Genomic DNA, 24959 nt, shown 5'->3' with positions numbered 1-24959 from the left:
CTCCCATGCTTTTCCCCCGCCGTTTTTTATTCTGGTGTTTTAAAAAGCGCCAACGCCGTTTGCTGACCTTATCCGACATAGAGAAAAAATTAAATATCAAATTGAATTGATTTTGCTCACTTCTGCCTGGCTATTTTTTTCTCATAAAGACCGAAACCGTGTGCTGGATCAAAAAAATAACCCTTGTAAGGGGAAGGAAATGCAGGCAATTCCTGCCAGAATAGCCAGTGTTAAAACCGCGATCCGTGCAAGGAAATACCCGCTACACTTTAGTGCAGGATCGGTCACTGACACGATTTAGCGCAATCTTTGCGCATCAAATGTTAAATAAATGCTACTTGTGTAAAATAACCTGCGGATACTTTTATGAAAGTTGACAGAAGGTTATATAAAGGAGTAAAAAACCCCATAAAATTGCTGCTTAATCAATAAAGACAGCATAGTTTATCTGGTTTTTTATTTTTCCCGTGAATCGAGGCTTCAGCCAACTGCCGTGCATGAGAGCAGCCCCCTGACGCCCTTATTGAGTTAAGCAGAGTGTATGTCAACAACCACTGAAGTCGTCGCTCATCATTGGGCGTTTGCCGTATTTCTGATCGTCTCCATAGGTCTGTGCTGTGCAATGTTAGCCGGAGCGTGGTTTCTGGGCGGAAAAGCACGCGGAAGATACACAAATACCCCTTTTGAGTCCGGAGCCGCGCCTGTCGGCACCGCCAAGATGCGCATGTCCGCCAAGTTTTACCTGGTCGCGATGTTCTTCGTCATATTCGACGTGGAAGCGCTCTATCTGTATGCATGGTCGACCGCCATCCGTGAAAGCGGCTGGATCGGCTTTATCGAAGCCACCATCTTTATTTTGGTACTGCTTGCCGGACTGGTTTATCTGGTGCGGATCCGCGCGCTGGACTGGGCTCCCGCACCTCGCCGTGTGGTAGCCAAAACTACTACCGTTTCGCATTCCCATCGTCACACGCAGTAAAAGCGAGGCATAACAATGGATTATACGCTAACCCGCGCAGACCCGAACGGCGATAACGATCGCTACCCGCTGCAGAAGCAGGAGATCGTCACCGACCCGCTGGAAAAGCACGTTCATCAAAGCGTTTATATGGGCAAGCTCGAACACGCTCTGCACGATATGGTGAACTGGGGACGTAAAAACTCTCTGTGGCCGTTTAACTTCGGTCTTTCCTGTTGTTACGTAGAGATGACAACTTCTTTTACCTCCGTGCACGACGTGGCGCGGTTTGGTTCCGAAGTTATCCGCGCCTCGCCTCGTCAGGCCGACTTCATGGTAGTAGCCGGTACGCCTTTCACCAAAATGGCACCGGTTATTCAGCGTCTTTACGATCAGATGCTGGAACCCAAGTGGGTGATTTCGATGGGCGCCTGTGCTAACTCGGGCGGCATGTACGATATCTATTCCGTGGTGCAGGGCGTAGACAAATTCCTGCCGGTTGACGTTTATATTCCCGGCTGTCCGCCTCGTCCCGAAGCCTATATGCAGGCTCTGCTGCTGCTACAGGAATCGATCGGCAAAGAGCGTCGTCCGCTCTCCTGGGTGGTCGGCGATCAGGGCGTTTATCGAGCCAACATGCAGTCCGAACGTGAAAGGAAGCAGGGCGAACGCATTGCGGTCACCAACTTGCGCACCCCGGACGAAATTTAAGAGTTAATGAACAAGGCCCAAACAGCACGCAGAAAAAAATAATACGCGGGCGGCCTGTTCTGACGCCAATACTGAGTGCCTGTCGACAGGCCCACATGGTGAACGACCTATGACAGATTTAACCACGCAAAATCTCGCTCAGCCAGAATGGCAAACCCGGGATCACCTGGATGACCCGGTGATCGGCGAGTTGCGTAACCGTTTTGGGCCAGATGCCTTTACCGTTCAGCCAACCCGCACCGGCATTCCGGTGGTCTGGGTAAGACGCGAACAGTTACTGGAAATTGTAGCGTTTCTGCGCAAGCTGCCGAAGCCTTACGTCATGCTGTACGATCTGCACGGTATGGACGAACGTCTGCGCACGCATCGTGACGGACTGCCAGCGGCGGATTTTTCCGTTTTCTATCACCTGCTGTCCATTGAGCGTAATCGCGACATTATGCTTAAGGTGGCGCTGTCCGAAAACGATCTGCACCTGCCTACCATCACCAAAATTTTTGCCAACGCTAACTGGTACGAGCGCGAAACCTGGGAAATGTTCGGCATTACGTTTGACGGCCACCCGCATCTGACGCGCATCATGATGCCGCAAACCTGGGAAGGCCATCCGCTGCGTAAGGATTACCCGGCGCGCGCCACCGAGTTCGATCCCTTTGAGCTGACCAGGCAGAAAGAAGATCTGGAAATGGAGGCGATGACCTTCAAACCGGAAGAGTGGGGCATGAAGCGCGGCACCGCCAATGAGGACTTTATGTTCCTCAATCTCGGCCCTAACCATCCTTCCGCGCACGGTGCTTTCCGCATTATTTTGCAGCTGGACGGCGAAGAGATCGTCGACTGCGTGCCGGATATCGGTTACCACCATCGCGGCGCAGAGAAGATGGGCGAGCGCCAGTCCTGGCACAGCTATATCCCCTACACCGACCGCATTGAATATCTTGGCGGCTGCGTAAACGAGATGCCTTACGTGCTGGCGGTAGAAAAGCTGGCGGGCATTAAAGTGCCTGAGCGCGTTGACGTGATCCGCGTGATGCTTTCCGAGCTGTTCCGTATCAACAGCCACCTTCTCTACATTTCTACTTTTATTCAGGACGTCGGGGCGATGTCACCGGTGTTCTTTGCCTTTACCGACCGCCAGAAAATTTATGACGTGGTGGAGGCGATTACCGGCTTCCGTATGCATCCGGCATGGTTCCGCATTGGCGGCGTGGCGCACGATCTGCCGAAGGGCTGGGATCGCCTGCTGCGCGAATTCCTTGACTGGATGCCAAAACGCCTGAAGGCCTACGAACAGACGGCGCTGAAAAACTCCGTGCTGATTGGCCGCGCCAAAGGCGTCTCCGCCTACAACATGGAAGAGGCGCTGGCATGGGGCACCACGGGCGCGGGCCTGCGCGCAACCGGCCTGGATTTCGACGTGCGCAAATGGCGTCCTTATTCCGGCTACGAAAACTTTGATTTTGAAGTGCCAATTGGTGACGGCATCAGCTGCGCCTACACCCGCGTCATGCTGAAAATGGAAGAGATGCGTCAGAGTATGCGCATCCTGGAACAGTGCCTGAAAAACATGCCGGAAGGGCCGTTTAAAGCCGATCATCCGCTGACCACGCCGCCGCCGAAAGAGCGCACGCTGCAGCATATTGAAACGCTGATCACCCACTTCCTGCAGGTTTCGTGGGGCCCGGTGATGCCGGCCAACGAGTCTTTCCAGATGATTGAAGCTACCAAAGGGATCAACAGCTACTATCTGACCAGCGACGGCAGCACCATGAGCTACCGCACCCGCGTGCGCACGCCAAGCTTCCCGCATCTGCAGCAGATCCCTTCCGTCATCAACGGCAGCCTGGTATCCGATCTGATCGTTTACCTCGGCAGTATTGATTTTGTTATGTCAGACGTGGACCGCTAATTATGCACGATCAAAGAATTGCGATCGAAACGATCGAGCCTTCAGATGCTTTCGTCCTGAGTGCGACAGAGCATGATGCGATAGAACAGGAAAAGCACCATTACGAAGATGCGCGGGCGGCGTCGATTGAAGCGCTGAAAATCGTGCAGAAACAGCGTGGCTGGGTGCCGGATGGCGCTATTCAGGCCATTGCCGATGTGCTGGGCATTCCGGCCAGCGACGTAGAGGGCGTGGCCACGTTTTACAGCCAGATCTTCCGCCAGCCGGTTGGCCGCCATGTGATCCGCTACTGCGACAGCGTGGTGTGCCATATCACCGGCTATCAGGGTATTCAGGCAGCGCTGGAAGCAAACCTGAACATCAAGCCGGGTCAGACCACGCCGGACGGTCGCTTTACGCTACTGCCGACCTGCTGCCTTGGCAACTGCGACAAAGGCCCGACGATGATGGTGGATGAGGACACGCATGTGCATCTCACCCCGGAAAACGTCGTCACGTTACTGGAGCAGTATCAATGACTATTAAAGAGATTGTTCGTACTGCCGAGACGCACCCGCTGACCTGGCGTATGCGCGAAGACAAACAGGCGGTATTCCTCGACGAATACCGCAGCAAAAACGGCTATGCCGGCGCGGAAAAAGCGCTGAAGGGCATGGCGCCTGATGAAATCGTAGCGCTGGTAAAAGATTCCGGCCTGAAAGGGCGCGGCGGCGCAGGCTTCTCCACGGGACTGAAGTGGAGCCTGATGCCGAAAGACGAGTCCATGAATATTCGTTACCTGCTATGTAACGCCGATGAGATGGAGCCGGGCACCTATAAAGACCGACTGCTGATGGAGCAAATGCCGCACCAGCTGGTGGAAGGGATGCTGATCGGTGCCTTCGCGCTGAAAGCGTATCGCGGCTATATCTTCCTGCGCGGCGAATATATTGAAGCGGCCGTCAACCTGCGTCGCGCCATTGCGGAAGCGACCGAAGCGGGCTATCTCGGCAAAAATATTCTGGGCACCGGCTTTGATTTCGAGCTGATTGTGCATACCGGCGCGGGTCGTTATATCTGTGGTGAAGAAACCGCGCTGATCAACTCGCTGGAAGGCCGTCGCGCTAACCCGCGCTCCAAGCCGCCTTTCCCTGCTTCGGCAGGCGTCTGGGGTAAACCAACCTGCGTCAATAACGTGGAAACGCTGTCCAACGTGCCGGCAATCCTCGCCAACGGCGTCGACTGGTATAAGAACATCTCGAAGAGCGACGATACCGGTACCAAAATGATGGGCTTTTCCGGCCGGGTGAAAAACCCAGGCGTCTGGGAGCTGCCTTTCGGCACCACGGCGCGTGAAATCCTGGAAGACTACGCGGGCGGCATGCGCGACGGCCTGAAGTTTAAAGCCTGGCAGCCGGGCGGCGCGGGAACCGACTTCCTGACCGAATCGCATCTGGATCTGCCGATGGAGTTCGCCAGCATCGGCAAGGCGGGCAGCCGTCTGGGCACCGCGCTGGCAATGGCGGTCGACCACGAAATCAATATGGTATCGCTGGTGCGCAACCTGGAAGAGTTTTTTGCGCGCGAGTCGTGCGGCTGGTGTACGCCGTGCCGCGACGGCCTGCCGTGGAGCGTAAAAATCCTGCGCGCGCTGGAGCGAAAGGAAGGACAGCCGGGCGATATCGAAACCCTGCTGCAGCTTTGCCGCCAGCTTGGGCCGGGCAAAACTTTCTGTGCGCACGCGCCGGGCGCGGTAGAGCCGCTGCAGAGCGCCATCAAATATTTCCGTGAAGAGTTTGAGGCCGGCATGGCGCCACAGGTTTACAGCAACGCGCACGCGATCGCCGGTATCCAGGCGAATCTGCTGAAGGCGCGCTGGTAAAAATACCGTGCAAATAAAGAAATGCGCGAAATAACCAAATTAATTGGCGTTGTAGCCAGGCAGCAAGAGAACGCATCCCCGGGAGCTTACTTCAGTAAGTAACCGGGGTAAGAGAACGCCGCTAACACCGCTACAACGTCAAGTAAGACGGTTATTTAAAGAATTGTGTTTAACGCTCGGTTTCGAGCCTTACTTGAGCAATTTCATTATGGCTACAATTCATGTAGACGGTAAAGAATACGACGTCGACGGCGCGGACAACCTGCTCCAGGCTTGCCTCTCGCTCGGCCTTGATATTCCTTATTTTTGCTGGCATCCGGCGCTCGGTAGCGTCGGCGCCTGCCGCCAGTGCGCGGTCAAGCAATTTCAGAATGCCGAAGACACCCGTGGTCGCCTGGTGATGTCCTGTATGACGCCAGCCTCCGACGGCACCTTTATTTCCATTGATGACGGCGAAGCGAAAGAGTTTCGGGAAAGCGTGGTGGAGTGGCTGATGACCAACCACCCGCACGACTGTCCGGTTTGTGAAGAGGGCGGTAACTGCCATCTTCAGGATATGACGGTGATGACCGGCCACAGCTTCCGCCGCTATCGCTTTACCAAACGTACCCATCGCAATCAGGATCTCGGCCCGTTCATCTCGCACGAAATGAACCGTTGTATCGCCTGCTATCGCTGCGTGCGCTACTACAAAGATTACGCGGATGGCAAAGACCTGGGCGTGTATGGCGCGCACGACAACGTCTACTTCGGTCGTCCGGAAGACGGCGTGCTGGAGAGCGAGTTCTCCGGCAACCTGGTGGAAATCTGCCCTACAGGCGTATTTACCGATAAAACGCATTCCGAGCGTTATAACCGTAAATGGGATATGCAGTACGCGCCAAGCATCTGCCAGCAGTGCAGCGTTGGCTGCAACACCAGCCCCGGCGAGCGCTACGGCGAACTGCGCCGTATTGAGAACCGCTATAACGGCACCGTAAACCAGTACTTCCTGTGCGACCGGGGCCGCTTTGGCTACGGCTACGTTAACCTGAAAGATCGTCCGCGCCAGCCGATGCAGCGTCGCGGCGACGACTGGATCGCGCTCAATGCCGAGCAGGCGATGCAGGGCGCGGCGGACGTGCTGCGCCAGGCGAAAAAAGTGATTGGGATCGGTTCGCCACGCGCCAGCGTTGAAAGCAACTTCGCGCTGCGTGAGCTGGTCGGCGCCGAGAACTTCTCCACCGGTATTCCGGCTGGCGAGCAGGCACGTCTGGAACTGATGCTGAAAGTGCTGCGCGAAGGCGGCATCCATACGCCGGCGCTGCGCGAAATCGAAAGCTACGATGCCGTGCTGGTGCTGGGTGAAGATCTGACCCAGGTGGGCGCACGCATCGCGCTCTCCGTGCGCCAGGCCGTTAAGGGCAAAGCGCGCGAAATGGCGGCGGCGCAGAAAGTGGCCGACTGGCAGATTGCGGCGATTATGAACATCGGTCAACACGCCAAACATCCGCTGTTTGTCACCAACGTGGACGAAACCCGTCTGGACGACATTGCCGCCTGGAGCTATCGTGCGCCGGTGGAAGATCAGGCGCGTCTGGGCTTCGCTATCGCCAACGCGCTGGATGAAACGGCGCCGGCGGTAGACGGTCTCGATCGTGAACTGAGCGGCAAGATCGACGTGGTGGTGCAGGCGCTGGCCGGTGCGAAGAAACCGCTGATTATTTCCGGCGTGCACGCGGGCAGCGAGGCGATGATCCAGGCGGCGGCTAACGTTGCCAGAGCGCTGAAAGGACGCGGCGCGGATGTGGGTATCACTTTGCTATCCGGCGCAGCCAATAGCGTGGGCCTTGGCATGATCGGCGGCAAGCCGCTGGATGCCGCGCTCGACGAGCTTTCAAGTGGTTCTGCCGATGCCGTTATCATTATGGAAAACGACCTCTATCGCCATGCGCCAAAAGCCCGTGTCGATGCGGCGTTGACCAACACGCCGAACGTGATCGTTATCGATCATCAACGTACGGCGACCACAGAGAAAGCGGGTCTGATCCTTTCCACCGCCAGCTTTGCGGAAAGCGACGGCACCGTGGTCAACCAGGAAGGCCGCGCGCAGCGCTTCTTCCAGGTTTACGATCCGTCCTACTACGATGACAAAATTCAGATGCTGGAAAGCTGGCGCTGGCTGCACTCGCTAGCCAGCACCATCAGCAGCCGCGAAGTGGACTGGACGCAGCTCGATCACGTGATCGACGCCTGCGTGGCGGCGCTGCCGCAGCTGGCCGGGATCAAGGCCGCCGCGCCGGACGCCAGCTTCCGTATTCGCGGTCAGAAACTGGCCCGATCGCCGATCCGCGCCAGCGGTCGTACCGCGGCTCGCGCCAATATCAGCGTGCACGAACCGCGTCAGCCGCAGGATAAAGACACCATGTTCGCCTTCTCTATGGAAGGGAACAACCAGCCGGGCGCGCCTCGTTCGCAGATCCCGTTTGCCTGGGCGCCGGGCTGGAACTCTCCGCAGGCGTGGAACAAGTTCCAGGACGAAGTGGGCGGCAAGCTGCGCTTCGGCGATCCGGGCGTGCGCCTGTTTGAAGCAGGCGTTGGCCAGCTGGAGTGGTTCACCGCCGTGCCGGAAGCCTTTGCGGGCAAAGAGAACGGCTGGCGCGTCGCGCCTTACTTCCACCTGTTCGGCAGTGAAGAGATGACCCAGCGTTCACCGGTGTTCCAGCAGCGTATGCCGTTGCCTTACGTGATGGTGAACCCGCAAGACGCGGCGAAACTGGGCGTCAACGCAGGCGCTACGGTCGCCTTCCGCTGCGCGGGCGAAACGCTGAGCCTGCCGGTTCGCTTCTCGACCGCCTTGCAGGCAGGGCAGGTGGGTTTACCGTTGGGCTTGCCGGGCGTACCGCCGTTCCTGCTGGGGGCAAGTATTGAGGATCTGCAGGAGGCAACACAATGAGCTGGCTGACACCGGAAGTTATAGATGTACTGATTGCCGTCGGCAAAGCGCTGGTGATCCTGTTTGTGGTGGTAGGCTGCGGTGCCTTTATGAGCTTCGGCGAACGTCGCCTGCTGGGCCTGTTCCAGAACCGCTACGGGCCAAACCGCGTCGGCTGGGGCGGTTCGCTCCAGCTGGTGGCGGACATGATCAAAATGTTCTTTAAAGAGGACTGGACGCCACCCTTTACCGATCGCGTGATTTTCACGCTGGCACCGATGATCGCGTTCACCTCGCTGCTGCTGGCGATGGCCATTGTGCCGGTCACCTCGACCTGGATGGGTGCGGATCTGAACATCGGTCTGCTGTTTTTCCTGATGATGGCCGGTCTGGCCGTGTACGCGGTGCTGTTTGCGGGCTGGTCGAGTAATAATAAATACTCGCTGCTGGGCGCGATGCGCGCCTCGGCGCAGACGCTGAGCTACGAAGTGTTCCTTGGCCTGTCGCTGATGGGCGTGGTGGCGCAGGCCGGTTCCTTTAATATGGTGGATATCGTCAACAGCCAGCAGCATCTGTGGAATATCATTCCGCAGTTCTTTGGCTTCCTGACCTTCGCCATTGCGGGCGTTGCGGTCTGTCACCGTCATCCTTTTGACCAGCCGGAAGCAGAGCAGGAGCTGGCCGACGGTTACCACATCGAATACGCCGGCATGAAGTTCGGCCTGTTCTTTGTTGGCGAATACGTCGGTATCGTAACCGTCTCTTCCCTGATTGTGACGCTGTTCTTCGGCGGCTGGAACGGTCCGTGGCTGCCACCCGTTTTCTGGTTCGCGATTAAAACGGCTTTCTTCATGATGATGTTTATTCTGATCCGTGCTGCGCTGCCGCGTCCGCGCTACGACCAGGTGATGTCGTTCGGCTGGAAAGTATGTCTGCCGTTGACGCTGTTGAACCTGCTGGCGACTGCCGCAGTGATTCTGTACAACGCGCAGTAAGAGGTTATTACCATGAAAATAAAAGATATTCTGGTAGGGTTCGGCACCACGGTACGCAGTATCGTCCTGATCGGATCGAATGCTTTTGCCAGGCGTGAAACGCAGATGTACCCGGAGGAGCCGGTCTATTTGCCGCCTCGCTACCGTGGCCGCATCGTACTGACTCGCGATCCCGACGGCCAGGAGCGCTGCGTGGCCTGTAACCTGTGCGCGGTAGCCTGTCCGGTAGGCTGTATTTCACTGCAAAAGGCAGAAACGCTGGACGGTCGTTGGTATCCGGAGTTTTTCCGCATCAACTTCTCGCGCTGCATTTTCTGCGGCCTGTGTGAAGAAGCCTGTCCGACCACCGCGATCCAGCTTACCCCCGATTTTGAGCTGGGCGAGTTTAAGCGTCAGGATCTGGTTTATGAAAAAGAGAACCTGCTGATCTCCGGGCCGGGCAAATATCCGGAATATAACTTCTACCGGATGGCGGGCATGGCGATCGAAGGCAAAGACAAAGGTGAAGCGGAAAGCGAAGCCAAACCCATCGACGTCAAGGGTTTGTTACCTTAAGGAGCCAGGTATGGAATTTGCGTTTTATCTTTGCGGACTGGTGGCCGTGCTGACGACGTTGCGCGTTATCACCCACACCAATCCGGTCCACGCGCTGTTGTATCTGATTATTTCACTGCTTTCGGTGGCGGGCGTGTTTTTCTCGCTGGGCGCTTATTTCGCCGGGGCGTTGGAAATTATCGTTTATGCGGGCGCTATCATGGTGCTGTTCGTGTTTGTGGTGATGATGCTTAACCTGGGCGACAGCGTGCAGGCGCAGGAGCGCGAGTGGCTGAAGCCGGGCGTCTGGTTCGGCCCCGGTCTGCTGTCGCTGCTGCTGCTGGTGGTGATGGTTTACGCCATCCTGACTATTAATGACCAGGGCATTGACGGCACGATGATCGATGCCAAAGCGGTCGGCATCAGCCTGTTCGGCCCTTACGTTCTGGCGGTGGAGCTGGCTTCCATGCTGCTGCTGGCCGGTCTGGTGGTGGCTTACCATATCGGTCGCGAACAGCGTCCGGGCGAGGTGTTAAGCAATCGCCCTGATGCGGTGAAGAAGGAGGAAAACGCATGATCCCTTTGCAACACGGGCTTATCCTGGCGGCCATCCTGTTTGTGCTTGGCCTGACCGGTGTGGTGATCCGCCGCAACCTGCTGTTTATGCTGATCGGCCTTGAGATCATGATCAATGCGGCGGCGCTGGCGTTTGTAGTCGCGGGCAGCTATTGGGGACAGGCGGACGGTCAGGTGATGTATATCCTGGCGATCAGCCTCGCCGCCGCCGAGGCAAGTATTGGCCTGGCGCTGCTGCTGCAGCTGCATCGTCGCAGCCAGAACCTCAATATTGATAAAGTGAGCGAGATGCGCGGATGAATCTTCTCTATTTAACTATTTTGTTCCCGCTGATCGGTTTCGTGCTGCTGGCGTTTTCGCGTGGCCGCTGGTCAGAAAACCTGGCCGCTACGGTAGGGATGGGCTCCGTAGGGCTGGCCGCGCTGGTCACGCTCTATGCCGGACTGGATTTCTTTGCGCAGGGTCAGGCGGTGTTTAATCAGGCGCTGTGGACCTGGATGCACGTCGGCAACTTTGATATCAAAGTCAACCTGACGCTGGACGGCCTGTCGCTGACCATGCTGTCGGTGGTCACGGGCGTTGGCTTCTTTATCCATATGTTTGCCTCCTGGTATATGCGCGGCGAAGAGGGCTACTCGCGCTTTTTCGCCTATACCAACCTGTTTATCGCCAGCATGGTAGTACTGGTGCTGGCCGATAACCTGATGCTGATGTATCTGGGCTGGGAAGGCGTGGGGCTTTGCTCTTACCTGCTGATCGGTTTCTACTACACCAACCCGAACAACGGCGCGGCGGCGATGAAAGCCTTTATCATCACGCGCATCGGCGACGTCTTCCTGGCGTTTGCGCTGTTTATCCTCTACAACGAGCTGGGCACGCTGAACTTCCGCGAGATGGTCGAGCTGGCGCCTGCGCACTTTGCGGCGGATAACCACATGCTGCAATGGGCGACGCTGATGCTGCTTGGCGGCGCGGTAGGTAAATCGGCCCAGCTGCCGCTGCAAACCTGGCTGGCGGATGCGATGGCCGGCCCGACGCCGGTCTCTGCGCTGATCCACGCCGCGACCATGGTAACGGCGGGCGTTTATCTGATTGCCCGCAGCCACGGTCTGTTCCTGATGACGCCGGAAGTGCTGCATCTGGTGGGGATCGTTGGAGCGATTACGCTGGTGCTGGCGGGATTCGCCGCGCTGGTGCAAACCGACATCAAACGCGTGCTTGCCTACTCCACCATGAGCCAGATTGGCTACATGTTTCTGGCGCTTGGCGTACAGGCGTGGGACGCGGCAATTTTCCATCTGATGACCCATGCGTTTTTTAAAGCGCTGCTGTTCCTCTCGTCCGGTTCGGTGATCCTGGCCTGCCACCACGAGCAGAACATTTTCAAAATGGGCGGCCTGCGCAAAAGCATTCCGCTGGTCTATGCCTGCTTCCTGGTAGGCGGCGCGGCGCTGTCGGCGCTGCCGCTGATCACCGCTGGCTTCTTCAGTAAGGATGAAATCCTGGCGGGGGCGTTGGCGAACGGTCATATTAATCTGATGGTGGCCGGTCTGGTTGGGGCCTTTATGACCTCGCTCTACACCTTCCGCATGATTTTTATTACCTTCCACGGCGAAGAGAAAATTCACGCGCACGCAGGCAAAGGCATTACGCACCATCTGCCGCTGATTGTGCTGCTGATCCTCTCCACCTTTATTGGCGCGCTGATTGTTCCTCCGCTGCGCGGCGTGCTGCCGGAAACCACAGAGCTGGCGCACGGCAGCGTGCTGACGCTGGAAATCACTTCTGGCGTAGTGGCGATTATCGGCATCCTGCTGGCGGCCTTTCTGTGGCTGGGCAAACGCTCGCTGGTTAACAGCATCGCCGGCAGTGCGGTTGGCCGTTTCTTTACTACCTGGTGGTTCGCCGCCTGGGGCTTCGACTGGCTTTACGACAAGATTTTCGTCAAGCCTTATCTGTTCGTCGCCTGGGCGCTGTCACGCGATCCGCTGAATGCGCTGATGAACATTCCGGCACTGTTCTCCCGCCTGGCGAACAAAGGGCTGGTGGTCAGCGAAAACGGCTATCTGCGCTGGTACGTCGCTTCGATGAGCGTCGGCGCGGTCGTGGTGCTCGCGCTGTTGATGGTGGTTTAAAAGTTTGTGAGCGGGGTGGGGTAAACACTCACCCAGAATTAAAAGATGTTAAAAATTACCTGAATGTTGGGCGTTATCGGCGCAGTCAGTTTTGTCACGAGCCGCTTAGCAACCGCAGCATACTTTAGTATGTGAGGACTGCGAGCACTGCCGGGGGCAAAAATGGCCAGTAAGATAGCCCATGCAGGTTCAGAAAAGGGAATCAAATCGCCATGTTATTACCCTGGCTTATACTCATCCCGTTCATCGGCGGCCTGCTTTGCTGGCAGTTTGAACGCTTCGGGAGCAAGGTGCCGCGTTGGATAGCGCTGATCTCGATGGGGCTGACGCTGGCGCTCTCGCTACAGCTCTGGCTACAGGGCGGCTATTCGCTGACCCAGGCCGCCGGGCTGCCGCAGTGGCAATCCGAGTTTCTGGTTTCCTGGATACCGCGTTTCGGTATCAACGTGCACCTGGCGCTGGACGGCCTGTCGCTGCTGATGGTGGTGCTTACCGGTCTGCTGGGCGTGATGGCTATCCTCTGCTCCTGGAACGAAATTGAGAAATGGCAGGGCTTTTTCCACCTGAACCTGCTGTGGATCCTGGGCGGCGTTATCGGCGTGTTCCTGGCTATCGACCTGTTCCTGTTCTTCTTCTTCTGGGAAATGATGCTGGTGCCGATGTACTTCCTGATCGCGCTGTGGGGACACAAGGCGTCGGACGGGAAAACGCGTATCACTGCGGCCACCAAGTTCTTTATCTACACTCAGGCCAGCGGCCTGGTGATGCTGATTTCGATTCTGGCGCTGGTCTTCGTTAACTACAACGCCACGGGCGTCTGGACCTTTAACTACGAAGATCTGCTGAAAACGCCAATGAGCAACACCGTTGAGTATCTGCTGATGCTGGGCTTCTTTATCGCCTTTGCGGTGAAAATGCCGGTGGTGCCGCTGCACGGCTGGCTGCCGGACGCGCACAGTCAGGCCCCGACGGCGGGTTCCGTTGATCTGGCGGGCATCCTGCTGAAAACGGCGGCTTACGGTCTGCTGCGCTTTGCGCTGCCGCTGTTTCCGAACGCGTCCGCTGAGTTCGCGCCGATTGCGATGTGGCTGGGGATTATCGGGATTTTCTACGGTGCCTGGATGGCTTTCTCGCAGTACGACATCAAACGCCTGATCGCCTACACCTCTATTTCGCACATGGGCTTTGTGCTGATTGCTATCTATACCGGCAGCCAGCTCGCTTTCCAGGGCGCGGTAGTACAGATGATTGCGCACGGTCTTTCCGCCGCCGCGCTGTTTATTCTCTGCGGCCAGCTTTATGAGCGTCTGCATACTCGCGATATGCGTCAAATGGGCGGGCTATGGGCGCGCATCAAATGGCTGCCGGGCCTGTCGCTGTTCTTTGCCGTAGCGAATCTGGGAATGCCGGGCACGGGTAATTTCGTTGGCGAATTTATGATCCTGACCGGCAGCTTCCAGTCGGTGCCGACGATCATCGTCATTGCTACCTTCGGACTGGTGTTCGCTTCCGTATACTCGCTGATTATGATGCAGCGGGCCTATTACGGCGCACCGAAGTCAGAAACGCCGCTGCGGGGCATGTCGCCGCGCGAGTTCCTGATGATTATGGTGCTGGTGGTGCTGCTGCTGCTGCTGGGCGTTTACCCACAGCCGATTCTGGACACCTCACATGCTGCAATGAGCAATATTCAGCAGTGGTTTACCGCTTCAATTTCAACTACAAGGCCGTAATTCGCCATGACAATAACTCCTCAACATTTGATCGCGCTGCTGCCCATGCTGATCGTCGGATTGACGGTGGTAGTCGTGATGCTCTCCATTGCGTGGCGGCGCAACCACTTCGTCAATGCCACGCTGGCGGTAGTAGGGCTGAACCTGGCGCTGTTCTCACTCTGGTTCGTGGGACACGCGGGCGCGATGGACGTAACGCCGCTGCTGCGCGTCGATGGCTATTCAATGCTCTATACCGGCCTGGTTATTTTAGCCAGCCTGGCAACCTGCACTTTCGCCTATCCGTGGCTAACCAACTACCCGGATAATCAGGAAGAGTTCTACCTGCTGGTGCTGATTGCGGCACTGGGCGGCGTGGTGCTGGCAAGCGCTAATCACCTGGCTTCGCTGTTTATCGGTATTGAGCTGATTTCCCTGCCGCTGTTCGGCCTGGTGGGCTATGCCTTCCAGCTGAAGCGCTCGCTGGAAGCCAGCATCAAATACACCATTATGTCCGCCGTGGCTTCCTCCTTTCTGCTGTTCGGTATGGCGCTGCTTTATGCCAACTCCGGCAACCTGGGCTTTGTTGCGCTGGGCCGCAGCCTGAACGACGGAATGCTGCAACAGCCGCTGCTGCTGGCCGGTCTGGGCATGATGATTGTGGGGCTGGGCTTTAAGCTGTCGCTGGTGCCTTTCCACCTGTGGACGCCGGATGTTTACCAGGGCGCGCCTGCGCCGGTATCGACTTTCCTGGCGACCGCCAGCAAAATCGCCATCTTCGGCGTGGTGATGCGTCTGTTCCTGTACGCGCCGGCCGCCGACAGCGAAGCGGTACGTCTGGTGCTGGCGATTATCGCGTTTGCCTCGATTCTGTTCGGCAATCTGATGGCGATCTCGCAGAGCAATATCAAACGTCTGCTGGGCTACTCTTCCATTGCCCACCTGGGCTATCTGCTGGTGGCGCTGATTGCTATTCAGACGCACCAGCTGTCGCTGGAAACGGTGGGCGTTTACCTGGCCGGTTATCTGTTCAGCAGCCTGGGCGCTTTCGGCGTGGTCAGCCTGATGTCCAGCCCGTATCGCGGCCCGGACGCGGACTCGCTGTATTCCTATCGCGGCCTGTTCTGGCATCGTCCGATCCTGTCGGCGGTGATGACGGTAATGATGCTGTCGCTGGCAGGTATCCCCATGACGCTGGGCTTTATCGGTAAATTTTACGTCATTGCCGTAGGCGTAGGTGCGCAGCTGTGGTGGCTGACTGGTGCGGTAGTGGCAGGCAGCGCGATCGGTCTTTACTACTATCTGCGCGTGACCGTCAGCCTGTATCTTAATCCGCCGGAGCTGTTGCAGCGCGATACGCCAGCCAACTGGGCCTTTACCGCAGGCGGCGTGGTTGTGCTGATCTCGGCGATTCTGGTGCTGGTGCTGGGTATCTATCCGCAGCCGCTGATCTCGCTGGTGCAGATGGCGCAGCCGCTGATGTAACTCAGCAGGCTGTGAAAAAATCCCGGCTCCTGACTGACAGGCCGGGATTTTTTTTATGCGCAACCGGGCAGGCTTCAGTCCACCAGGTTGACGCCCAGGCTTTCCAGCAGGCTTAATGCTTCCAGACGGGAAAACGTTGCGCCTGCCACCGAATTGTTCAGTACATTGATGGAGAAATCGCGCGAGTCGGTCAAATCCGCCGCCTGAAGATTGGTTCTGTTAAACAAGCTTCCGGCCAGATCGCAGTTCAGTATTTCGGCTTTGCTCAGATCGCACTCTCTGAAATCCACGTCATGCAGTTGGCACTCCATCATTTTCACTTCTTGCAGCGTCAGGCCGAAAAAGGAGGCGTTGGACAACAGGCATTGCGTAAAACGCAGCTCGTGATCCAGATTAAAAGCGGGCCAGTAAGCGCGCGTCCAGTCTGTGCCGCTGAGTTTGCATTCGGTAAAGCTGACCTCGTTAAAACGCGAGTCGGGAATCTCCATCACGCTGAGATTACACTGGTCGAAGCGGCAGTTAATAAATTTGCAGCGGATAAACCTGGCGGCGGTAAAGTTGCAGTGGCTGAAGTCGCATCCTTCAAAAATGACGCCTTCAAAACAGGCATCTGACAGCGTCTGCCTGTCGAAGGAAACATCGAAATACTCTTTATTATCAACTATCTTTTTCATATAAAGCCTTAATCCTGTGCGGAAGGGGATGGCGCTGTCCCTCAACCGACAGTAACAAAATTGACGCACCTCGGGAGAAAGAAAATGGAGATCCGCTGGCAGAATCTACATCATAGCGAGCTGAATGCAACTCAGCTGTACCAGATCCTGGCGTTACGCAATGCGGTGTTTATCGTTGAGCAGAACTGTCCTTATCAGGACGTGGACGGCGCGGATCTGACAGGGGGAAACCGTCATTTGCTGGGCATGGCGAATAGCCAGCTGCTGGCCTATGCGCGCCTGCTTGCGCCAAAAAACCACGAGGATCCGGTGAAAATTGGGCGGGTGATCGTCTCTGGCGAGGCGCGAGGCCAGAAGCTGGGTAACCGGCTGATGGAGCAGGCCATAGCCTGCTGCGAGCGATACTGGCCGCAGCACGGGATCTTTTTATCCGCTCAGGCGCATCTGCAGGATTTTTACGGACGGTTTGGCTTTAAGCCGACGGGCGAGGTCTATCCGGAAGACGGCATCCCGCACGTGGATATGGAAAGGACGCGGATACACAAATAAGTAAGAGAGCGGAAAGACGCCTTAACAATGGCTTCTTAACGGCACGTCGGCTGCTGACATTTGCCAGCGGTGGCAAGCCCTGCGTTAGCAGGGCTATCCGGGCGGGTCACGCCACTTTTTTTGCTTTCTTGCCGGACTGTTTTTTCATCTCTTCAGAGTGAACCTGGCGTAAAATTCTTTTTTTCTCGCAGTCGGTAAATCTTGTCAGCACCTGCCTGATCAGCGGCTGATAGCCCAGCCCCGCAAGCTCTGCAATCATTTTGAGATCTTCAATCAGCGACTTGTTAAGACGTATTGAGATGGGCTGTAGCTCAAGCGCCTCATTAATCTCTTTTTCAAACGCCGCAGCGCTTGCCTCGCTGGAAATTTTAACATGCGCTTCGCTACGCCCAAGCACGCCTTCTTCCCATGCGGCATCCGTTGAGGCGATGAGAGAGGCGTTTTGGTCTGGCTTGTTAACGTTGTTACTCATAGTTTTTCGTATCCATATTTGTTGTAGATGCGTATTTCGTCATCGTTAGGGGCGTAGGCCGTCCTGATAGCTACCCCTCTACCCGGATAAAAGATAAAAACCACTTTGAGTTTTATTCCATAATCCGTTTCAGCAATAAACCAACGCGTCGGAGGATCTGACTGATGATCCTCTCTGTTATCTTCAAGAAAATGCCCGTCCCTGTTGGAAAAGCACTGGATTATTTCATCTTCCGTTACGGGAGGCTTTTTTTCAGACAGTTTCAGCCTGATTTTCTGAGAAATCATCAGCTCCATGATGTTTCATCCTTCTTCCCTGATTTTTGTATATACAAGGTAGTCCCACTTTATAACCATTTCAAGTGGTTTTCTTATTTTAATACTAAGATTAAAGGATTTTTTGTATATACAATTTTTCATTACGGATATTGACGATCGGATTGATGACAGAGGCCAGCAACTTCGATACGGAGTGGCTGGCTTAGGATTGCTCAGCTCAACCGGGCGTGAGGCAGGGGCGTCAGGTTGGCTTGCGCTACCCGATGGGATAGTGCTGTCCGGTTTTTTCTACAGCAGGCAGCGCCGTTCTTCTCGCGCCAGGCATCGTAGCCTGATGTCGGCACAGGACTTTCTTTGTAGGTAACAGAAATTAGCCGGACGGCTTTTGCGAGTACCCCTGTGCCATTTGCCTGAATTGAACAGGGATAAAAAAGGCGAGGAGTTCCTCGCCTGTTAACGTTTAGCCCGCCGTCATCTGCCGGTCATCAACGTATTTACGCTTATCCGGCGCCGGTGGGAAATACTGATAGAGCCAGGTTTCGGTCAGCGTCTGGTCTTTGGTGCGCAGGAACAAACGCAGGTTAACCGGCTCGACGGAATCGCTGTTCGGATACCAGTCAAACAGAATGCGATAGCCGTCAATCGGCTCGACATACAGGATCTCGACCTGTTTAACGGTGCCCGAGGTGACCGTAATCACCGGTTCGATGCCTTTTGGCGCGGCCGCTTTCAGATCGCCGCCGACAAAATCCACCGCAAAACGGCGTGCCCAGACGTCCGGATAATGCTCGCCCGGCGCCCAGCCTTCAGGGAAGCCGCCCATACCGGTGCGGGTTGCCTTCACGCGCGACAGATCGCTGTGAACCGGCGGCAGGCCGCTCCAGTAAAGCTTGTAGCTGAAGCTGTGCGCGCTGCCGGCCTTGATGCTTTCTGTAGGACGCCAGAAGCACACGATATTATCCAGCGTTTCGCCCGTGGTCGGGATCTCCATCAGGTTAATTGCGCCTTTGCCCCACTTGCCGACCGGCTCCACCCACAGGCTCGGACGCTTGTTGTACCAGCCGATCACATCCTGATAATTCTCAAAGTCGTGATCCAGCTGCAACATGCCGAAGCCGCGCGGGTTCTCGTCCTGATAGGCGTTAAACGTCAGCCGCTGTGGATTATTCAGCGGGCGGCAAATCCACTCGCCGCTGCCGGTCCACATCGCCAGGCGATCGGAATCGTGGATCTGCGGATGGATAGTGTCGCACATGCGGCGCTCGTTAGTGCCGCAGCTGAACATGGTGGTCATCGGCGCAATGCCCAGCTGGTCAATATCTTTACGGGCATAAAGGTGGTTTTCCACCTCCATTACCACGCGCTTCTCTTCGCAGTGAATAATAAATTTAAACGCGCCGGTGCAGCTCTCGCCGTCGAGTAAGGTATAGACGGTGAAGGTGGTGTCATCGGCTTTTGGCGTTTCAAACCAGAAGGCGGTAAAGTCCGGAAACTCTTCTTTGCTGCCGAAAGTGTTGATAGCAACGCCGCGTGCGGAAAGACCATACTGATAGGTATCGTCAACCGCACGGAAGTAGCTGGCGCCCAGAAAGGAGACGATATCACGGCTGGCCAGCTCCGGCTTTTTAAAAGCGCGGAAACCGGCGAAGCCTAAATCGGTTTTGCCTTCCAGCTGTTTGGTATCGACTTTGGCGTCGTTATAGTTAAACAGCTCAGGGCGGAAGTGAATTTCACGCGCCTGCCGATCGGCATCCACGGAGAACATGCGTAAACGGCGTTTAAACCCCATGCCGACGTGGAAAAACTGCACGTCAAGCTCGCGATCGGCGTTGCCGTTCCACAGCGAATGATTCGCATCGTACTGAATTTCGTTGTAGGCCTGCGGCGTCAGCGTGGCCAGCGTTTCGGGCAGGGGGGCGGGCGCGCCGCCGTAAGGTTTCTGCGCCAGGGTTGCGGCCATTTTTTGCAATACGTCAAAATCAAAACGCTTTGCCGAGCCGTCGGCGATATCGGTGTCGGCCCAGGCGGCCTGCGCAAACAACGTCGATAAACCGGACATCCCGCTTACCGTAGCGAAAGCCATTGACGCCTTCATAAACATTCTTCGATTCATGCCAGAGTCATATCCTTTGCTGAACGGAACTGTAAAAACTGCGCTAGATCTGTGGCTATAAGAGCCTGTTTTAGCTGAATTGTGAGCGGGTCACAAGGAGTTACGACAGCGTGTGGCGTCAGAAATTCAGTCAGGCAAAATTTAGCAGATAAATCTGACAAAAGCAGGCGTTTAACGGGAATCAATATCAGCCTATTCCTGGGCGGATAAACAAGCAAAGCGGCAAAAAGTGTCTATAGTTAAGGGTATTATTCGCACAAGGAGATGTTATGGCTAAGACAACTGACCCACAAGAAATCGACACCCGCCTGGATGACGATCTGGCTCTGCTGACCGAAACGCTGGAGGAAGTGCTGAAATCATCTGGCGATCCGGCCGATCAGAAATATGTTGAGCTGAAAGCCAAAGCGGAAAAATCGCTGAACGACGTTAAATCACGCGTCAGCAACGCCTCAGATAACTACTATCATCGCGCTAAACAAGTTGCCAGCCGTGCCGATGAGTATGTCCACGAGAAGCCGTGGCAGGGCATCGGCGTAGGTGCTACGCTGGGCCTGGTGGTAGGCCTGCTGCTGGCGCGTCGCTAAGCGATAACGCCGGGCGCTACGCCAGTAATAACGGGCACCCTAAGGGTGCCCGTTTTGTTTTTGCAGCCCGGGTTGCCAAACTGAAAATAACACGTTAATCCTGCCCTAAATCAAAATCGGCCCGCCAGGGCGCTTTTATACTGCCCGCTGCTTGTTTGATCCGGAGTGGGTGATGTCGCACAGTATCTTCAACCGCCGCTGGGCTGCCGTAATACTGGCAGCTCTCAGCCGTCACGGCGTGCAGCACGTCTGTATTGCCCCCGGCTCCCGATCCGCGCCGCTGACGCTGGAAGCCGCTGCGGGCAACCTGATCTGCCATACCCACTTTGACGAGCGCGGCCTCGGCTATCTGGCGCTGGGCCTGGCGAAAGCGACGCGCCGCCCGGTGGCGATAATCGTCACTTCCGGCACCGCCGTTGCCAATCTTGCTCCCGCTGTGATCGAGGCCAGCCTGACCGGCGAACGCCTCATTGTGCTCAGCGCCGATCGCCCGCCGGAACTCATTGACTGCGGCGCCAATCAGGCCATCATCCAGCGCGGTATTTTCGCCAGCCACGTCGGCGGCGCGCTGGATCTTCCTCGCCCCTCTGCGGATATTTCGGCTCGCTGGCTGGTTTCGGCCGTCGATGCGCTGCTGCAACAGCATCCTACAGGCGCCGTACATATCAACGTGCCTTTTGCCGAACCGCTATATGGCGAAGCGTCGTCAGCGTTCCAGGCCTGGCACGGTGCGCTCGGCAAATGGTGGCAACAGGAAACCCCCTGGCTGAACATCCATACGGAACGGGCCACGCCTGTGCTCGACAGCTGGCCGCGCTGGCGGCAAAAACGCGGGCTGATTATCGCGGGTAAAATCACGGCGCAGGAGGGCGTGGCGCTGGCTGGCTGGGCAGAGGCGCTGGGCTGGCCGCTACTGGCGGATATACAGTCCCATACCGGCGCGCCTTTTCCCTGTAGCGAACTCTGGCTACAGGAAGAACATGCGAGGCAGGCGCTCAATGGGGCGGAAATCATTATTCAGTTTGGCGCCCGGCTGACCGGGAAAAGGCTGACCGGCTGGCTGGCGGCAGCGGATCCCGCGGCATACTGGCTTATCGATCCGCTGCCCGGCCATCTGGACCCCGCCCATCATCGCAGTCAGCGCATTGTGGCCGACATCGGCAAATGGCTTACCGGACATCAAGCCGTTTCGCAACCTGCATGGCTGCCTTCTCTACAGGCGCTGGCTCTGGAAACCCATGCCGCGCTCGCCGACAGGCTGCGGGAGTTTGGTGAAGCGCAGCTGGCGCAGCGGCTGGCAGAGCTGCTGCCGGAGCAGGGCGCGCTGTTTCTGGGCAACAGCCTGACCATCAGGCTGGCCGACGCCTTTGCCCGCCTGCCTGCTGGCTATCCCGTGTATGCCAGCCGCGGCGCCAGCGGTATTGATGGGCTACTCGCCACCGCGACCGGCGTACAGCGCGGCAGCGGCAAACCGTTACTGGCGATAGTGGGCGATCTTTCGGCGCTGTATGACCTCAACAGTCTGGCGCTGACCGCCGGGCCGCTGGTGCTGATAGTGGTCAATAACGGCGGCGGACAGATTTTTTCCCTGCTGCCGACGCCTGAAAACGAGCGGGAGCGCTTTTTTACCCTGCCGCAGCAGGCGTGTTTCGCCAGCGCCGCCGCTATGTTCGGCCTTGCTTACCATCAGCCGGAAGACTGGCCGTCACTGCAGTCCGCGGTTGAAGCGGGCTGGCGCAGCGCCACCGCCACGCTGATTGAGATGAAGGTTGAGGCGGGCGCAGGGTGGCTGGCCGGAGCATGGCGAAAATGATGCTGCACGCGCGCTGGCAGGGCGAACACCGTAGCGACCGGCCGACGCTGGTCTGGCTGCACGGTTTTTTGGGCAGCGGCCGCGAGTGGCAGCCGGTACAGGATTTTTTCCGCGACTGGCCGCAGCTGAGCGTTGATTTACCCGGCCACGGCGGTTCACGCGCGCAGCGGATCGGCGGTTTTGAACAGCTTTCAGCGCGGCTGAACGCCACTTTGCGACAGCATCGCATTCGACGCTACTGGCTGATCGGCTATTCGCTCGGCGGCCGCGCCGCACTGTATCACGCCTGCCGTTGCGCGGATCCGTCGCTGGCTGGCGTGGTGGTCGAAGGGGCGCATTTCGGGCTGGTGACGCCTCGTGAGCGGGCGCAGCGGCTGGCTCACGATCGCCGCTGGGCCAGCCTGTTCCGCCAGCAGCCGCTGGGCGACACGCTGCATAAGTGGTATCAACAGCCGGTGTTTGCCGATCTGCGCGAATCGCAGCGGCAACAGCTGATCGCCCAGCGAACTGATAACGATCCGCAGGCGCTGGCCGCTATGCTGCTCAACACCTCGCTCGCCAGCCAGCCGTATCTGCTGCCGGAAATCCAGCGCCTTCCTGTTTTCCACTATCTCTGCGGCGAGCACGACCTCAAATTCCAGCGTCTGGCCGCCGGGGCCGGGCTGCCGGTTGCCACTATCCCGGCGGCGGGTCACAACGCCCATCACGCCTGCCCTCAGGCCTTTGCCGCAGCCCTGGCGCAAAAGCTAAACCCCGTTTAAGGAGAAATCATGATCTATCCCGATGAAGCGATGCTGGATGCGCCGACAGAATGGCGTCCATGCGGCGACTACCACGATATCCTCTATCACAAAACGGCGGACGGCATCGCCAGAATTGCCATCAACCGGCCCGAGGTGCGCAACGCTTTTCGGCCGCAGACCGTTAAGGAGATGCTGCATGCACTGAGCGACGCGCGGCACGACGAGCACATCGGCGTCATTATTCTTACCGGCTCGGGCGACCAGGCTTTCTGCGCCGGCGGCGATCAAAAAATTCGCGGCGACTACGGCGGCTACCGCGACGAGGCAGGCGTACATCATCTTAACGTGCTGGATTTTCAGCGTCAGATCCGCACCTGTCCCAAGCCGGTCGTGGCGATGGTGGCAGGCTACGCGGTCGGCGGCGGGCACGTGCTGCATATGCTGTGCGATTTAACGATAGCGGCGGACAACGCGCAGTTTGGCCAGACCGGCCCCAAAGTCGGCTCTTTCGACGGCGGTTGGGGCGCGTCCTATATGGCGCGGATCGTCGGGCAGAAAAAAGCGCGTGAAATTTGGTTCCTGTGTCGGATGTACAGCGCGCAGCAGGCGCTGGAAATGGGCCTGGTCAATACGGTCGTGCCGCTGGCTGAACTGGAAAAAGAGACGGTGCGCTGGTGTCGGGAGATGCTGCAAAACAGCCCGATGGCGCTGCGCTGCCTGAAGGCGGCGCTGAACGCCGACTGCGACGGTCAGGTGGGCCTGCAGGAGCTGGCAGGCAACGCGACCATGCTGTTCTATATGACGGAAGAGGGCCAGGAGGGCCGTAACGCTTTTAATCAGAAGCGGCAGCCGGATTTCAGCCGCTTTAAGCGAAACCCCTGATGCGCCGGGCAACGCTTTTTAATTACAACATACCAGTAACGACAGGCGTGGTGCTGCGCAATCGGCGGGTAGCATCGCGCCACGGGCTGCTGGTCAGGCTGGAAGAGGCGGGCCGCGAAGGGTGGGGCGAGATAGCGCCGCTGCCCGGCTTCAGTTCGGAAACGGTGGGGCAGGCGCAGACTGAAGCGCAGCGCTGGCTGCAAGGCTGGCGATCGGGTTGGGAAACGGGGCACGGCTTGCTGACGCCATTGTCGCCATTGCTTTCGTCCTCAGCGCCATTGCCAAAACAACAAAATCTGTCGCCTTCCGTGGCGTTTGGCCTCAGCTGCGCGCTGGCGGAGCTGGCTGGCGTAATGCCATCGACGGGCAATTATTCTGGCGCGATGCTGTGCACGGGCGATCCCGACGAGCTGATTGTTCAGCTTAATCAGCGGCCGCAGCCGCTAGCCAAGCTAAAAGTGGGTCTTTACGAAGCGGTGCGCGATGGAATAACCGCATCGCTGTTGCTGGAAGCGGTACCGACGCTGACGCTGCGGCTCGATGCGAACCAGCAGTGGAGTTTAGAGAAAGCCCGACAGTTTGCCCGTTTTGTGCCGAAGCCTTTGCGGTCGCGTATCGCTTTCATCGAGGAGCCGTGCCGAACGCAGGAAGATTCCCGTCTCTTCGCGCAGGAAACGGACATCGCGCTGGCCTGGGATGAGAGCAGCCGGATGCCGGGATACACTCCAACGGCGGAACCCCATCTGCGCGCCATCGTGATCAAGCCAATGCTTGTCGGCAGCCTGGCTACGGTTCGTGAGACTGTTGTCCGAGCCGGCGAGGCGGGCCTGACGGCGGTGATTAGCTCGTCGATCGAGTCGAGCCTGGGCCTGACGCAGCTGGCGCGGATAGCCTGCTGGCTGACGCCCGGCGTCGCGCCCGGCCTGGATACGCTTTCGCTAATGCAGCAGCAGCTGGTACGTGTCTGGCCGGGGTCGCCGCTGCCGCTGACGCCTGCTGAAGACCTGGAGGAAGTATGCTGACTTCAGGCCGCTGGCCCTGGCTGCCGTTGAAGCCTG

The 24959-nt window shown here is 57.5% G+C and carries 23 protein-coding genes; 19 read left to right on the top strand and 4 right to left on the bottom strand.

Annotated elements, in window-relative coordinates; all coding sequences use genetic code 11:
* The first annotated feature begins 541 nt into the window (after positions 1 to 541).
* The 13 genes from EGK14_RS06430 (at position 542) to nuoN (ending at position 15790) form a co-directional block, all read left to right on the top strand.
* A complete protein-coding gene (locus EGK14_RS06430) occupies positions 542 to 979 on the top strand; it encodes an NADH-quinone oxidoreductase subunit A (RefSeq protein ID WP_125288255.1) in 438 nt (145 codons plus the stop codon).
* Between the two features lie 15 nt (positions 980 to 994).
* Positions 995 to 1669 carry an NADH-quinone oxidoreductase subunit B family protein gene (locus EGK14_RS06425; protein WP_125288254.1) on the top strand — a complete coding sequence of 225 codons (675 nt, stop codon included), beginning with the start codon at positions 995 to 997 and terminating at the stop codon, positions 1667 to 1669.
* Positions 1670 to 1778: 109 nt separating this feature from the next.
* Positions 1779 to 3578, top strand: coding sequence for an NADH-quinone oxidoreductase subunit C/D (nuoC, locus tag EGK14_RS06420; RefSeq protein ID WP_125288253.1), 1800 nt, complete (start codon positions 1779 to 1781; stop codon positions 3576 to 3578).
* Between the two features lie 2 nt (positions 3579 to 3580).
* On the top strand, positions 3581 to 4096 hold the full coding sequence (nuoE, locus tag EGK14_RS06415; protein ID WP_125288252.1) for an NADH-quinone oxidoreductase subunit NuoE: 516 nt from the start codon (positions 3581 to 3583) through the stop codon (positions 4094 to 4096).
* A 2-nt stretch (positions 4097 to 4098) separates the two neighbouring features.
* Entirely contained in the window at positions 4099 to 5439 is a 1341-nt protein-coding gene (gene nuoF, locus EGK14_RS06410) for an NADH-quinone oxidoreductase subunit NuoF (protein ID WP_199746390.1), read from the top strand.
* 208 nt (positions 5440 to 5647) lie between these two features.
* A complete protein-coding gene (gene nuoG, locus EGK14_RS06405; protein WP_125288250.1) occupies positions 5648 to 8374 on the top strand; it encodes an NADH-quinone oxidoreductase subunit NuoG in 2727 nt (908 codons plus the stop codon).
* Positions 8371 to 9348, top strand: a complete 978-nt coding sequence (gene nuoH / locus EGK14_RS06400; RefSeq protein ID WP_125288249.1) for an NADH-quinone oxidoreductase subunit NuoH — start codon at positions 8371 to 8373, stop codon at positions 9346 to 9348. The genes nuoG and nuoH overlap by 4 nt, the downstream gene beginning before the upstream one ends.
* A gap of 12 nt (positions 9349 to 9360) precedes the next feature.
* On the top strand, positions 9361 to 9903 hold the full coding sequence (nuoI, locus tag EGK14_RS06395; RefSeq protein ID WP_125288248.1) for an NADH-quinone oxidoreductase subunit NuoI: 543 nt from the start codon (positions 9361 to 9363) through the stop codon (positions 9901 to 9903).
* Positions 9904 to 9913: 10 nt separating this feature from the next.
* On the top strand, positions 9914 to 10459 hold the full coding sequence (gene nuoJ, locus EGK14_RS06390; protein WP_125288247.1) for an NADH-quinone oxidoreductase subunit J: 546 nt from the start codon (positions 9914 to 9916) through the stop codon (positions 10457 to 10459).
* Positions 10456 to 10758, top strand: coding sequence for an NADH-quinone oxidoreductase subunit NuoK (nuoK, locus tag EGK14_RS06385; RefSeq protein ID WP_125288246.1), 303 nt, complete (start codon positions 10456 to 10458; stop codon positions 10756 to 10758). The genes nuoJ and nuoK overlap by 4 nt, the downstream gene beginning before the upstream one ends.
* Positions 10755 to 12593, top strand: a complete 1839-nt coding sequence (gene nuoL, locus EGK14_RS06380) for an NADH-quinone oxidoreductase subunit L (RefSeq protein WP_125288245.1) — start codon at positions 10755 to 10757, stop codon at positions 12591 to 12593. Before nuoK ends, nuoL begins: the two co-directional genes overlap by 4 nt.
* A gap of 212 nt (positions 12594 to 12805) precedes the next feature.
* A complete protein-coding gene (gene nuoM / locus EGK14_RS06375) occupies positions 12806 to 14326 on the top strand; it encodes an NADH-quinone oxidoreductase subunit M (RefSeq protein ID WP_125288244.1) in 1521 nt (506 codons plus the stop codon).
* 6 nt (positions 14327 to 14332) lie between these two features.
* On the top strand, positions 14333 to 15790 hold the full coding sequence (gene nuoN, locus EGK14_RS06370) for an NADH-quinone oxidoreductase subunit NuoN (protein ID WP_125288243.1): 1458 nt from the start codon (positions 14333 to 14335) through the stop codon (positions 15788 to 15790).
* 74 nt (positions 15791 to 15864) lie between these two features.
* Here nuoN and EGK14_RS06365 read toward each other — a convergent pair whose 3' ends face one another.
* Positions 15865 to 16464, bottom strand: a complete 600-nt coding sequence (locus EGK14_RS06365) for a pentapeptide repeat-containing protein (RefSeq protein ID WP_125288242.1) — start codon at positions 16462 to 16464, stop codon at positions 15865 to 15867.
* Between the two features lie 84 nt (positions 16465 to 16548).
* Here EGK14_RS06365 and EGK14_RS06360 point away from each other — a divergent pair, with 84 nt between their 5' ends.
* Positions 16549 to 17013: a GNAT family N-acetyltransferase gene (locus EGK14_RS06360; protein ID WP_125288241.1), complete on the top strand. Its 465-nt coding sequence runs from the start codon at positions 16549 to 16551 to the stop codon at positions 17011 to 17013.
* Between the two features lie 106 nt (positions 17014 to 17119).
* On the opposite strand, the gene EGK14_RS06355 is transcribed toward EGK14_RS06360, so the two are convergent.
* From EGK14_RS06355 to EGK14_RS06345, 3 genes are all read right to left on the bottom strand, one after another.
* Positions 17120 to 17485 (bottom strand): hypothetical protein, encoded by a 366-nt coding sequence (locus EGK14_RS06355; RefSeq protein WP_125288240.1) that lies wholly within the window; start codon positions 17483 to 17485, stop codon positions 17120 to 17122.
* Positions 17482 to 17781, bottom strand: coding sequence for a hypothetical protein (locus EGK14_RS06350; protein ID WP_125288239.1), 300 nt, complete (start codon positions 17779 to 17781; stop codon positions 17482 to 17484). Before EGK14_RS06350 ends, EGK14_RS06355 begins: the two co-directional genes overlap by 4 nt.
* Before the next feature lie 442 nt (positions 17782 to 18223).
* On the bottom strand, positions 18224 to 19876 hold the full coding sequence (locus tag EGK14_RS06345) for a glucan biosynthesis protein D (protein ID WP_125288238.1): 1653 nt from the start codon (positions 19874 to 19876) through the stop codon (positions 18224 to 18226).
* A 269-nt stretch (positions 19877 to 20145) separates the two neighbouring features.
* Here EGK14_RS06345 and elaB point away from each other — a divergent pair, with 269 nt between their 5' ends.
* The 5 genes from elaB to menC all read left to right on the top strand — a co-directional run bounded on the left by elaB (position 20146) and on the right by menC (position 24923).
* Positions 20146 to 20463: a stress response protein ElaB gene (elaB, locus tag EGK14_RS06340; RefSeq protein WP_125288237.1), complete on the top strand. Its 318-nt coding sequence runs from the start codon at positions 20146 to 20148 to the stop codon at positions 20461 to 20463.
* A 172-nt stretch (positions 20464 to 20635) separates the two neighbouring features.
* Entirely contained in the window at positions 20636 to 22276 is a 1641-nt protein-coding gene (gene menD, locus EGK14_RS06335) for a 2-succinyl-5-enolpyruvyl-6-hydroxy-3-cyclohexene-1-carboxylic-acid synthase (RefSeq protein WP_125288236.1), read from the top strand.
* Positions 22273 to 23037 (top strand): 2-succinyl-6-hydroxy-2,4-cyclohexadiene-1-carboxylate synthase, encoded by a 765-nt coding sequence (gene menH, locus EGK14_RS06330; RefSeq protein WP_125288329.1) that lies wholly within the window; start codon positions 22273 to 22275, stop codon positions 23035 to 23037. The genes menD and menH overlap by 4 nt, the downstream gene beginning before the upstream one ends.
* A gap of 9 nt (positions 23038 to 23046) precedes the next feature.
* On the top strand, positions 23047 to 23901 hold the full coding sequence (menB, locus tag EGK14_RS06325) for a 1,4-dihydroxy-2-naphthoyl-CoA synthase (protein WP_125288235.1): 855 nt from the start codon (positions 23047 to 23049) through the stop codon (positions 23899 to 23901).
* Positions 23901 to 24923: an o-succinylbenzoate synthase gene (menC, locus tag EGK14_RS06320; RefSeq protein WP_125288234.1), complete on the top strand. Its 1023-nt coding sequence runs from the start codon at positions 23901 to 23903 to the stop codon at positions 24921 to 24923. The genes menB and menC overlap by 1 nt, the downstream gene beginning before the upstream one ends.
* Positions 24924 to 24959 lie beyond the last annotated feature (36 nt).

This window comes from Erwinia sp. 198 (assembly GCF_003937915.1).
In the GTDB taxonomy this organism is placed as follows: Bacteria; Pseudomonadota; Gammaproteobacteria; order Enterobacterales; family Enterobacteriaceae; genus Erwinia; species Erwinia aeris.
The sequence above is the reverse complement of the archived record's forward strand: the minus strand, read 5'-3'. Positions and strand labels throughout refer to the sequence as shown.